This window comes from Sphingorhabdus sp., from assembly GCF_023910635.1.
Taxonomy (GTDB): domain Bacteria; phylum Pseudomonadota; class Alphaproteobacteria; order Sphingomonadales; family Sphingomonadaceae; genus Sphingorhabdus_B.
This window is the reverse complement of the sequence record NZ_JAAVVZ010000037.1, coordinates 1-12,644: the sequence shown is the minus strand read 5'-3', so window position 1 is coordinate 12,644 and position 12,644 is coordinate 1. Positions and strand designations below refer to the sequence as shown.

The window sequence follows — 12,644 nt, the reverse complement described above, 5'->3', positions numbered from 1 at the left end:
CGAACTGGACAAGGCCGTAAAGTCCGCCCCCGACACCGCAATGTCATTGTTCAGCGTGCCATTGACCGTATAGCCAATCTGATTGGCAAGCTTGCCCGAACGCAGGTCGATGATGTCGGCGGTCGCGCCTGCCTCAATCGTCGTCTGTCCGGCAATGTCGATAGTGTCGCCAATGATATAATCACCCACGCCGATCTGGCGGCTGATCTGACGGCTCTGAAAATCATAATCAAATCCAAATTGGACCTGCGCCACAGATGTATTTTTGTCATCTACGAAAAACGAGAACCCGCCATACCAATCGCTTGCCGCCCGCTTTGTGAGTCCTAAATCAGACGCGCGCGCAAGCACGAACAGAGTTTCAGCAGCAAACAGGCTCTCTGGTTCGGCGGCGACCAGAGAATTGATTACGACGGCATTTGCAATATAGCTTGCATATTGTTGACCAGAGGCAAGATTTCCAAGCAAAGCTCGCGTATCAAAATTACTTTGATCATTACCACTGATCGCAAAAGTACTGTATAAGGCACGCTTTACATAAACATTGCCACCGGCGATTTGAAAATCAGGATCGGTCAATCCTTTATAAACACCATATCCAATGAGCTTTTCGGCCGCCTTTTGTCCGCTGAAGCGTTGCGTGATTTGTCCTTGATCCGTGCCACCGCCATGGGGACGATAAACGAACTCCTTCTTCACTATTCCATAGCTGCCGGACTGCACAGCAGTGGGGTTAAGTAAGGTCCCACCGACCGCTGAAAGAACGGTGTTGAAGCTCTCAGAAACGGCAGACGCAAGACTCTTAGCCGCGTCTTTCGGTCCACCCTTGCGCGACCAGACGTTGGTTACAACAAATTTTTGTTGTTCGGAGTCCCACTGGGAATCCGCCCCGCTACGAGGCGTTCCTCCAAACAAAGAACCAATCAAGCCACCAACCAAAAACCCGATAAAGGCAACAACAGCAACGCCGATAGGGGTCAAAACCAGACTTGATGCCGCAAGTAAGGCATTTACGGCAACAGGGGCGAGCGCAGCCCCAACAGCCGCGCCAATCTGTCCTCCTATTGTTTCAGGTGTCCAAACAAGGGCAGCCAGTTTCGCCCCGACAAAACTCCCCGCGATGTTACCGATGTTCACATTTCCCAAAACTTGACCAACGGACTTCGTGCCTTCAATAATGGCTGGAAGGTTTGCAATAATTTCGGTTAGATAGGCTCCATAGGATGTTTGTAACCATTCGCCAGCTACGCCATCTACACCGATGGCATTGACAAGTTCGCCAACCACAAAGGACGATAGCGCACCAATCGCTGCTGATTTGAGGTTGGTCAGAAATTCGTTACCGATATCACTGAACGCCGCCTCAATATTTTTTCCGACGCTCGATGGTGAACCAAAGGCTATTGCATCAAGTGCCTCGCCAAAGTTCTGTCCGAGCGTTTTGAGGGTGGCGGAATACACTGGCCCGGTAAGCTTATTACCGTTAGCGAGGCGGTATCCAAGATTGTCTCCCAAAATCCCTGCCGCATCAGAAAATTGGACCATGTCAGGGTTCTTGCCAAAACGCAGGGCCGTATTTTTAACTGTTTTGCCATCTGCCTCATATTCGGTCGTTACTTCCAGCTTGCCGCTAAAATCTCGGGTAAATAATAAATTTGTGACTCCGGTTACCGGGTCAACCCACAAATCGATCAGCGAACCAGTATACTCATCACGTATACGGAACCCTCCTTGTTCGTCTGTCCCTTGAGGCGTGACCTTAAAAGAACCAACCGTGATTGTGCCGTCCGAATTCCTCCGATATACAGGTGTTGCAGGTGCGCCCTGACCTGGCATCGCCGATTGAGTGCGCGCACTTGCCAGCGTGCTCGGAGCAGAAGCTCCTGCATTACCAGATGCAGAACCTCCATTCAGCGTTTCACCCGAGCGCGCAAAATCAAGAAGAGCTTGCCCCATATCGCGCGCGAGGGCGGGATCTTGAAGCGCCGAGGGCAGATTTGAAACCGTCGTCTGACCTGTCCGGCGATTGGCGGTAACAATGATCTCCGCCTCTTGTGGCGTGGGACTATCGCCAGTAAATAATTTAACAATATCAAGTTCACCGTTGATCAGTTCGCGCGTTATACGTGCGGCATATTCTAACCCGTTTGGAAGCGTTGTTGTAATAAAGGTATTTAATACACCAGCAGCGTCACCAATCCATACCAGCGGGTCGCCCGCCCTATAGGCATCTGGAAGGGTTTTCGTGAAAGCCGTATAGGCTTTATCTATTACTGCCTGACCGACTTCAGAACCGACAATGCCAGATCCGACCACTACGATCGTGTAAACAAACCACCCGACAGGGCCGCTAGCCAAAAGCGGCGCAGCATACGTAGCAGCAACGCCCGCAGCGAGGGCACCGCCGCTGATCGACGCAAGGCCATTAGCAGCCGTCCGCGCAGCACCTTCTCTATCTCCCGCGCGCAACTGGCCAATAACTGCGCCTGTAAGCGCCGCGATTTCTATCAAGTCTCCAACAGGTCCAGCAATCTTGCCGGCACCAGAAAGGGTCTTTATGAAATTACTTTTACTCAGCAAGCGCGCCATATCCGCGCCGTCGAAAGCTGATGGGCCAGACGAAGCGAATAGGCGGTTTGCAGTTTGAGCGTCAGCTGCTACAAATGAACCACTGCGCACTTCACCAATTTCCGGTAGCCCATTGTTAGAAAACAGTTCAGGCTTTACGCGTACAGTGATTTCATTACCGGTGGCTTGACCAACTTCGACATTTGTCCACATATCCGCGAGGGATTTTACCGATACAATCTCAGTGGCGTCCTTGAGTGCATTTACTGGATCAGCACTCTTTAACGCGTTGTATCGGTCTCGCAATGCAGAGAGTTCAATCCCGTTTATCTTCCCTGACCCCGTTCCCTCAAGCAATGCGCGAAGTTCAACTTGAGAAAATGTTCCCTTATCAATGGTGGTACCTGGAGCAAGACTGGCAGGCTTAGGCGCGAATGCAAGAATGTTGCTGTTTGCATTCGCCAAGGTAAATCGCTCTGATGCATTTGACCAAAAACCGCCTGTAGGACTCGTGATAATTCGCGGGTCAATGTTAGGACCGGCCGCCGCAAGCGCTCTATCAAAGTTTGATTGAAAAAGAGGGTCACTTAACAACCTACCTACGTGGGTATTGTCGACGATTGCTAAGCTAGGATCTGCTTTGGCCATAGCAATCACGAGAGCATTGGTAGACAGCCTGCTACCATTAAAATTGGGTGAGATATCACCACTATATAAAATTGCAGCGCGGACCGGTGTAGTGTTATCAAGTGCAGGATTTGCAGGATTGGACTGCGTGACCCTCGTTTGCGCGACCAGCAAACGTAATTGATCCAGTGTCGGATTGGACATTGAACGGAGTTGCTGAAGGGCCTGTTCAAGAGAAAAATTAGACATCAAATTGCCCTTCTATCGTTCCGAAACGTACAAAGTAGGAGAATCTCGGGTTTTCAAAACCATGCACAGACTTGTAGGCTGTCATAGCTTCGTAAATAATCGGTCTCCAATGTTCGTCCCAATTGTGAACAATCCAAACTTCTGATTCCTTTGGCTTGTCCAAAGGGAGTTGTTCGATTTCGTCGGCAGGCAGCCCAATCCAGTCTTTATGTGCGGAAAAGTGATATTTTCCTTCCGGACCTGCTATGATGAAGCGGAATTCACCGCTGCTACCGCCGCCATCAATCTTAAGTTCATAACCACGTTCTCGATCAAACGTTTTTAGATTTTCTGGATCAGCCCTAAACGCCATTACATTAATACCTCGCGCTCGTTAGCGGTTGCCCGACGCGCGCTTTTAGTGCATTAAGTTCCGCTATCGCTTGTTGTAGTGTAAGGTCAGGCACTTTGAAGCTCCCCCTTTAAACCAAATCGAACAAAATATGGCGTCTCCCAAATATTGGAGCCGTGCCCGCCCTTTGTGGCGCAAAGTGCGTCAACAATCAGGGCTCGTTCTTCGGGGTTGAAATCTGTCGGCTTTCCCCAAACGCACCAAACCATAGCATCGCTTAAACCAAGCGCCGCTAGTTCCTCTTGAGTAATTGGAGCGTCTATTGTGGAGGCGGTAAACTCCAAGTCGATATTATCACCACATATGCGGATTTGCCTTGAGCCGTCGGAGCCACCCGAGATGAAAAGAAGTTCAAGTCCTAAGTGTGGATTATATGTTCGCGTCTTCTCCGCATTAACGATCCAACTCATATAACTGACCTCCACGAACTACAAAGGAACTTGGGAATGCTTAGGTAGGTTTGACCAGCCGAGGTGCGACTCACAATGTCTCTTAATTGGGCAATGGTTGGATTGCTTAGTGAGCGGAGCTCTGCAAGCGCCTGCGTCAGAGTCAGATCACCCACCTAGAGCCTCCTGCATAATCTCAACTTTAACAACAGATCCTTCAAAAGAGCGCCTCACTTCTTCAGTAATTCCATGTATTCTAGCATCATTTATCATGCCGTATTCTTGTGCTAGAATTGCTTCGCGCACAATATCTGCAAATTCTAGGGGGCATCCGCCGACAGTCCACGTAGTTACGGAGCTATATCGTGGCTCGTTCGTACTACAAGTGTCTTCGACGACATGTTTTTCGTAAACACTTCGCATCCAGAGATTAATTACGAATTCAGAACAGACCAGATCAAAACGTACTGTACCATCAGAACCTCCGGAGAAGTTCGACAGTTCACAATTTCGCTCGTCATCATATGTTCGGTACGTTACAGGATCATATATAAACAATTTATGGTTTCCTATTTGTCAAAAATCATATAAATACTGGACAAAATATTAGAGGCATTGAATAGTATAAAGCTTAACACGTGCTTCGGGTAAACCTTCTGAGGCACGCCCATAATCAATTGCAATCACTCTACTACTGGTACCGCCGCCTATTGAAGGACTATAAAGATACATGGATTTGGTTTTGTCGCGGCCGGATTCTCTAAAAAGTGCTTTCGCTTTACGACAGTTTCTTTCCAAGCCAAGCCCATTTTCAAAAGCTGTCGCAAGTTCATACTGCGCCTGCTTATCCCCTGTCGATGCGCGCGCGGCCAAAGCCTGCACCGCCGGATCAGCGCCGCCGGGCTTCAGCGACACACCCATATATTGCTGACTCGCGCATCCGCCAATCAACAGCGCCGCCGCCATAAGCGCCGAGAGGCAAGGCCAGTTGACATTGATCTTCATCCGCATCGCCTTCCCCCGACTCAATATACATCCACTTTGCACAGCATAATGGACCAATCCGCCAGATTGGCAAGTAACGCCATGGAGTTAAACCCAAAATTTACAAGCCGATACGTGCTTCAGGGTCAGGACCGCTTAAATCCGCCTTCGCGGTTTGGCTATCGTTCACGCCCCGCCTGCGCCGCTGTTGTCTGCAACGGGCTGACAAGATAGCTTAGGATCGACCGTGTTCCGGTGCGGATATCAACCGTCGCGGTCAGCCCCGGCGACAGCGCATAACGCCGCCCGTCGGCGTCCACAAAGCTGCGGTCAAGAAGGATGGTTGCCACATAGACAAGGCCAAGGTCCTTGTCCTGCACCGCATCCCGGCTGATCGCCCGCACGCGCCCCGGCACCGCGCCGTACCGCGTGAACGAAAAGGCCTCAAGCTTCACCGACGCTTGTTGTCCAATGCGGATAAAGCCCACATCCTTGTTCAAAATGCGGGCCTCCACCTCAATCGCTGTGCTGGACGGTACGATCACCATCAATGGTTTGGCAGGTTCAATGACCCCGCCAATGGTGTGCACTTCCATCTGTTGAACGGTGCCATCGACCGGGGCGGCGAGGCGTTGGAACGTGCTCTTGCGCTTTGCCTTTGTCACCTCCTCCCGCCGCAGGATCGCTTCGCCTTCGGCCTTTGATAGGTCGGCAAGCGCGGTTTGACGCGCCTGTTCGCGGGTTTCCCGGATTTGGCCATCCAGCTTGCGCGCTTCGGATTGGCCACGCGCGATTTGGGTTACCGCAACGTCACGGTCACCCGCCTCTTGACGGCGCTGCCGCTGCAATTCGATGAGGCGCGCGCCGGGGGCGTAGCCTTCTTCATTCAGCCGGTTCATATTTGCAATCTGGCGATCAAGCATGGGCACCGTATCACTTAGCCGCGCCACCTGCGCGCGCGCTGCATTGGCATCAGACAAGGCCGAGGCCCGCGCCGCCGACAGGCTTGCCGTCGTTGCATCGACCGTGGCCAGTTGCGATGCGATCAATCGGGCTTGCGTCTCTGCCACATCGGCAGGCGTGCCCAAAGGTGCGACAAAGCGCATCCCCTTGCCCGACAAAGCATCGGCAATCGCGCGGTTGCGTGCAATTTCCAACTCAGCGGCGGCAAGTGCCTTTTCCGCTTGCGCAAGATCAGCGCCCGCAAGCGTCGGGTCAAGATCCAACAAAGGCTGCCCCTTGCGCACGACATCGCCGTTCCGGACATGAATGGCACGCACAACGCCAGCATCTGCGGACTGCACCAGCTTCACATTGCCCGTGGGTTTAAGCATGCCGGGCGCGGATGCAACGACATCGACGCGCCCGAACACAGTCCATGCAATAGCGATGATGAGGAAAATAAGCGCAGCCCAGGTTACAACGCGCGCGGTGGGTGATACGGGACGCTCAGTCACCTCAAGCGCGGCGGGCAGGAATTCGCTTTCCTCCAGCGGGATGAAACCCTTGCGGTGTTCGCGGTCGTCGCGGATTGCCTTTTTCAAGACTTCCCAATGATGATTCCATCCGCTCATGTCGTTTCTCCGCTCTGGCGCCGGTGCAGATCGGCGTAACGGCCGTTTGCCGCCAGCAGCTCGGCATGGCTGCCGCGCTCGACGATGCGCCCGCCCTCCAAGGTGATCAGCATGTCGCATTGCCGCACTGCCGACAGCCTATGCGCGATGATGATCACCGTGCGCCCTGCCGCCATGGCTTTCAGGTTTCTTTGGACGATCTCCTCGCTTTCGGCATCAAGCGCTGAGGTTGCTTCATCAAGGATAAGGATGCGCGGGCCAGTGACCAACGCGCGGGCAATGGCGAGCCGCTGGCGCTGACCACCCGATAAATTGGTGCCGCGCTCTTCGACTTGCGTATCATAACCGCGCGGCAGTTTGACGATGAATTCATGCGCGCCGCTCAAGGTCGCAGCCTCAATCACCGCTTCCAATGGCATGGCGGGATTGGCGAGCGCGATGTTTTCGCGGATTGAGCGGCTAAACAGCAGGTTTTCTTGTAAGACAACGCCAATCTGCCGCCGGAGCCAAGCAGGATCGATTTGCGCAATATCAACGCCGTCGATCGCGATACGCCCAGAGGCGGGAATATAAAGCCGCTGCAACAATTTGGTGAGCGTGGATTTGCCCGACCCCGAAGACCCGACAATACCCAAAGTGCTGCCTGCTGGAACCTCAAGGTGGATGTCGTCCAGCGTCCACGGGCCATCAAGCCCGTAGCGAAATTTGACGCCGTCAAACGCGACAGCGCCCTTGATTGAAGGCAGCGCGACGCGGCTTCCGGACCCGGGTTCAATGGGTTGGTTTAGTACATCACCAAGCCGCTCGACCGCAATCCGCACCTGTTGAAAATCCTGCCAAAGCTGTGCCATACGAATAACAGGCCCTGAAACGCGCTGCGCAAACATGTTGAACGCGACCAGGCCGCCAACGGTCAGATCCTTATCGATCACCGCTTGCGCGCCGAAATAAAGGATCAGCACCATGTTGAGCCGTGAAATCAGCTGGATAAGCTGGCTGCCGGTATTGCTAAGATCAATAACCTTCTGGTTGGCAAAGCTGTAGCCGGCGAGCTGCTTTTCCCAACGATCCTGCCATTGCGGTTCAACCGCGCCTGCCTTGACCGTTTGAATGCCGCCAATGCTCTCCACAAGCAGCGCATTATTTGCAGCAGACCGCTCGAACTTCTCTTCGATCCGCACCCGCAAAGGCCCGGTAATGAACAAGGCGACCGCGATATAGCAAGGGATCGCCAGCACAGCGATAATGAATAACATCGGCGAATATATCCACATCACGATCAGGAACACGATTGTGAACAGCGGGTCGACCAGCACCGTTAGCGATGCATTGGTCAAAAATTCGCGGATTGTCTCAAGCTGACGCACCCGCATCGCCACGTCTCCCACGCGGCGTGTCTCAAAATATGAAAGATTAAGTCCAAGCAAGTGCCGGAACAGCTTTGCGCCTAATTCAACATCAATCTTCTGTGTGGTTTGTGAATAAAGCCGCGTGCGCAGCCAGCCAAATAATGTTTCCCAAACCGAGACCACCGCAAAACCGATGACCAGCACATTGAGCGTATCAAGCGTGTTATGAACGAGCACCTTGTCGATGACATTCTGGAAGAACAATGGTGAGGCCAGCCCCAAAATGTTGATGGCAAGCGTAACAAGCAGCACTTCGCCAATCAGCCGCTTATACTTAACGATCTGCGGGATGAACCACGACACATCAAACGCGCGCGCTACGCCGCCGATGTTTTCGCGCGTTGCGATAAGCACAAGCTCGCCAGACCACATCGCCTCAAGCGCGTCGCGCGTGACCATCATGATCTGCGGCTGTACTCCATCAAAGCTTGGGCACGGTGGTTGGATGATTGCCTCGTCTCCATTCACCTGTGCGATGACGAACCAGCCAGCTGGTCCGTTAGCCAGCGCGGGCAAAGGCAGCTGTGGCAATTTGTCAAACGAGCTGCGAATGCCCCGTGCTTTTACGCCATCCTGACGCTTTGCAAGGCGCTTAAGGTCGTCAGCATCGATGGGCCGCTGATGCCCAAGCGAATGACGTAATTGCGTTGCATCGACGGCGATCCGGTGAATAGCGAGCAACGTCGAAAAGGCAATTAGGCCGCTTTCATCGGTCGGGGCATAGTCTGCGGCGGCCTCTGTGTGATCAGCTTCACTCATGATTGCCTGCTTTCTGACGTGGTGAATGATTTGGAAGCGGCGTTGCGGCGCGTGCCGGCACGATCGTCGGCACCTGCTCGATGGTCGGTGAAGCAATGACCGGTGTATTGTTCGACGGCTTAAGCTGTTCCATCCTTTGCGGACGATCACTTGGGTGGTCGATGATGTCGAGCACACGAAAACCAAAGTCCCAAGGCAATGCACCCCGCCGCTCAACCCGCCTTGTGTATGCCGCTGGATCGTAAAGCGTTGGCCCATCTAACAGACTGGCCGCATCCAACTTGCCGATCCGGCGCAGCAAAACGGCTTGTGCAACATAGGCATCACGGCGATTTGAAATAAGCGCAATTTCGGTTTCACGCAGCTGGTTCTGCGCGAACAGCACATCGAACGTTGAGCGCAAACCCTCACGATACTCTTTGAACGTGCCGTCATAATAAATGCGCGCCGCCTGCACCTGGACGCTTTGCATCTCGACATTGCGTTTTGCAGAAGCCCACGCGTTCCACGTCGTCAATACGCTGTCGACGATGTCCCTGCGCGATGCTTCAACCCTGAGCAGATCGGCACTGTTACGGTTCTTGGCTTGTGCGATTTGTGCTTGGATCCTGCCACCGTTTATCAACGGAACTGTGAGCGTTGCGCGTGCGCCAAGCGTGATGTCCTGATCGCGGCGATCAAACGGCGATACCGGACCCGTCGTGCCCGCTGTGCCGCGCAAACTGATCGTCGGGTTCGCCTCTGCCCGCGCTTGGGCAATCCGCGCGCGCGAGGCACGTTCGTTCAGGATCGCAGCCGCTAGTTCCGGGTTTGCTTGTGCTGCGACATCAAGCGCCTCATCAACTGAGGCCGGGATTAGCGGGAGCGGCGGCTCAGGCGCTAATCGTCCGGGCGTTCGCCCTACAAGCCGGGCAAAGGTTGAACGACTAGCCTCCAGTTGGGCTTGCGCAGCGGTCAGCTGCACTTGGGCGGCCATTAACTGTGTTTCGGCTTGTGCAATGTCCGTGCGCGTCAACTCACCAGCGCGGCGGCGGGCGACTACTTCGGCAAGCGTTTGCCCAAGAACGGTCACATTGCGTTCACGGATCGACAGCACCTTTCCATCGCGTCGGACATCGGCATAGGCAGCAATAAGATCAACAAGCAGATTGCCTTCAGCCCCGCGCAGAGCCTCACGCGCCGCCGCTATATCTGCACGCGCAGAGCGGGTTTCGGCAAACGCGCGGCCACCTGTCCAAAGCGGTTGATCGACGAGCAACTGCGTCGCCACATCATTACGCTCAATATCCGGATTGTTAAGGCGGTCGGCGAGCGGTCGTGCGGCCTGCGTGATAGCGCCAGGGTCGGTATAGTCATAGCCCGTCGTAGCCTGAAACTGCACCGTTGCACGGGTACGGGATAGCGCAATACCCAGCCCATCATCGGTCGCGCGCAGATCATAACGCTGCGCTGCGAGCCCAGGATTGGAACCATATGCTTGCGCGAGCACCGAAGCCAAATCGTCATCAGCAGGTGCTGCGTCCATATCTTCTATTTGGTCGGTGAGCGGCGCAGCATAGCGCGCGTGCACTTCATTCAAGCTTGGTTGTGACACTTGTCCAACGACAGCTACAAGCGGCAGTGCAACAGCAACCACAAGGGCCAATAGACGGAGCAAGGACGTCATTTGCTGGCGAACGCAGGATAAGGGCAACGCCCGCCGAATAACGATGCGCCTCGTGCCTAAAGTGATTGGATGGTCCATAAAATTAAGGATGGTCGCCGAGCAAAACGCCAGCGCGATTTTCAGATCATGCCGACATTTTTTACGAATTGCAGAGGCAGGATAGGTTTACGTATCAAAATGGCCTCCACAGCATAAAAATTTTAGAATAGTTCAGGGCAATAAACATCGCTGCCGTTCTCGCCGCGCGCACAATTAAAGCGGTCCAAACTGCGTCCCAAAACGGTTGATCCAAAACGGTTGATCCAAAACGGAACTAATTCGTGATATGCACTCAATATCCAGTGACCGCCATATAAATTTACGTAATGTAATGTAAAATCAATGGTGTATCAGAAATTAATCCGTGACAGAATTGATCGCTACCCGCGTGTTAGATACGTTCAACTCTTGCACAAGGAGACGGACGAGATGGTCAAGCACAGTGATGAGTTAAGCAAGAAGCGGTGCGGATCGAGCTGAGCAGTGGATTGCTTCATGTGCGGGTTGCAGCGGAATTGGGCCTTGGCAAGTTGACGCTGGGCAAGAATCTTCCCGTACATCAACTGGTTCTACAATACCCGCAGACGTCATTCATATCTGGGCGGCATCAGTCAACTCGCGTTCAAGGCTAAGTGGCATAATGAGATAGGTGACCAGCGTAAAACCGTTAGAAGTCCTCTTGTTTTCAAACATGCGGTTGCTACGTTTTGTAGGATGAAAATCAATTGGATCTTCGCTGAGGCCAGCGGAATAGGGGCCATCTTGCTCTTGGGCTTTGTCAGCATGGTATTCACTCTGTTCAGCTTATTGCAAACATAGCCGTCACCGCAATGGTCGGGGCTTGATCCTTCCTAAGTGAAGCCCCGGTCCCTGCTGTTGCGCAATTCTATGTCGGACATGCGTGTGGCCCCCCGCCTCACCCATACGCGCTTACGTCCATTTGTTTGTGTGCGCACATCGACGTCGCGTGGATCCAGATTATGTTCGCGCGCCCAATTATCAACATCGACGTCAGACCCAAACTCGCCGACTTCATCAAATTCAAAACCGTTCATTTTTTTCTCCTCTTTGTCAGCACCACTCTTGGGCGCGGTTGTCCTGTCGATCATCTAACCAATTGAGGACAGGTTGCTGCTATGCGTTGCCCGTCATCCCATTCGGCTTTATAAGTTGCGCCTGCTGCGAGCATGAGGCAGCTTAAGTCTTGTCGTCGGCTGTTGGAGACGACCGCTATTGTGCGGCCATATCGGTCCTGCTTGATTGGTTTGATAATCAGTTCCCCTCGTGCGTCTGCTTCCAAAGCGCTCCTGTGCTGGTTTGGATCGCCCAGCGCACATTTTCGGCCAGTCTGGCAATGGCCCGGCAATTCCGCGGCATCAATTCCGAGCAATCTGATGCGAACATTGCCGCACCGCAGCGCGTCGCCGTCGGTAACAGTGCAGTCGTGCACGGTTATGTTTTGGGTGCGACTTTTGCCAATCTGCGAATAAGCTGCAACGCTTAAGGCTATGCTGCATAAAGCGAAGTAGCTCGGGATTCGCAGGGCCTGTTTCATTTTTTGTCTCCAAACAAATTATTGTGGGGTCGGTTTATCGGTTCAAACACGCCGCGTATTAGTGCGACTGCAATATGCGTTATAAGGTAAAGCCCGACAGCGTGTTGCGAGAGCCGGACATAGTTTGTTTGGCCAACTTCAATGAATATGCGCGTCAGCGCCAAAAGGGTTATGAGATGGTCGGCTGCTGCAATGACGGCGCCGATCGCCGCCATCATGGCTCCCATGCGCCAAAATGCTATCTGGGTTCGCGATGACCCGTTTTGGGTCAAAAACCGGGCAATTTGCAGCGCGATAGCCTGCGTGGCCATATTGAAGCTGCGCATCTTGCGCCAAGGGAAAAGCGGCGCTGATCGCACAGTTAGGCCAGTTTTTATTTCAACCACGGCAACTGTCTGCCGTAGATATCACTGCAAAGGAGAGCTTGTCTCTTT

At 53.4% G+C, this 12,644-nt stretch carries 10 protein-coding genes; 1 reads left to right on the top strand and 9 read right to left on the bottom strand.

Features of this window, described 5'->3' with window-relative positions:
- The 8 genes from HEQ34_RS13445 to HEQ34_RS13410 all read right to left on the bottom strand — a co-directional run.
- Positions 1-3,444 (bottom strand): hypothetical protein (locus tag HEQ34_RS13445; protein WP_296201342.1); only part of this gene is annotated, 3,444 nt, incomplete at its 3' end.
- A complete protein-coding gene (locus HEQ34_RS13440) occupies positions 3,437-3,796 on the bottom strand; it encodes a hypothetical protein (RefSeq protein WP_296201340.1) in 360 nt (119 codons plus the stop codon). The genes HEQ34_RS13445 and HEQ34_RS13440, both read right to left, overlap by 8 nt.
- 86 nt (positions 3,797-3,882) lie before the next feature.
- Complete coding sequence (locus tag HEQ34_RS13435; RefSeq protein ID WP_296201338.1) at positions 3,883-4,245, bottom strand: hypothetical protein; 363 nt, start codon at positions 4,243-4,245, stop codon at positions 3,883-3,885.
- 585 nt (positions 4,246-4,830) lie between these two features.
- Positions 4,831-5,229, bottom strand: coding sequence for an SEL1-like repeat protein (locus tag HEQ34_RS13430; protein WP_296201336.1), 399 nt, complete (start codon positions 5,227-5,229; stop codon positions 4,831-4,833).
- 158 nt (positions 5,230-5,387) lie between these two features.
- Positions 5,388-6,782 (bottom strand): HlyD family type I secretion periplasmic adaptor subunit, encoded by a 1,395-nt coding sequence (locus HEQ34_RS13425; protein ID WP_296201334.1) that lies wholly within the window; start codon positions 6,780-6,782, stop codon positions 5,388-5,390.
- Positions 6,779-8,950: a type I secretion system permease/ATPase gene (locus HEQ34_RS13420; RefSeq protein ID WP_296201332.1), complete on the bottom strand. Its 2,172-nt coding sequence runs from the start codon at positions 8,948-8,950 to the stop codon at positions 6,779-6,781. Before HEQ34_RS13420 ends, HEQ34_RS13425 begins: the two co-directional genes overlap by 4 nt.
- On the bottom strand, positions 8,943-10,616 hold the full coding sequence (locus HEQ34_RS13415; RefSeq protein ID WP_296201330.1) for a TolC family outer membrane protein: 1,674 nt from the start codon (positions 10,614-10,616) through the stop codon (positions 8,943-8,945). The genes HEQ34_RS13420 and HEQ34_RS13415 overlap by 8 nt, the downstream gene beginning before the upstream one ends.
- 890 nt (positions 10,617-11,506) lie before the next feature.
- Complete coding sequence (locus tag HEQ34_RS13410) at positions 11,507-11,710, bottom strand: hypothetical protein (protein WP_296201328.1); 204 nt, start codon at positions 11,708-11,710, stop codon at positions 11,507-11,509.
- A gap of 149 nt (positions 11,711-11,859) precedes the next feature.
- Here HEQ34_RS13410 and HEQ34_RS13405 point away from each other — a divergent pair, with 149 nt between their 5' ends.
- Complete coding sequence (locus HEQ34_RS13405; RefSeq protein WP_296201326.1) at positions 11,860-12,159, top strand: hypothetical protein; 300 nt, start codon at positions 11,860-11,862, stop codon at positions 12,157-12,159.
- Between the two features lie 47 nt (positions 12,160-12,206).
- Here the strand turns inward: HEQ34_RS13405 and HEQ34_RS13400 are convergent, their stop codons facing one another.
- Positions 12,207-12,596, bottom strand: a complete 390-nt coding sequence (locus tag HEQ34_RS13400; RefSeq protein WP_296201324.1) for a hypothetical protein — start codon at positions 12,594-12,596, stop codon at positions 12,207-12,209.
- Positions 12,597-12,644 lie beyond the last annotated feature (48 nt).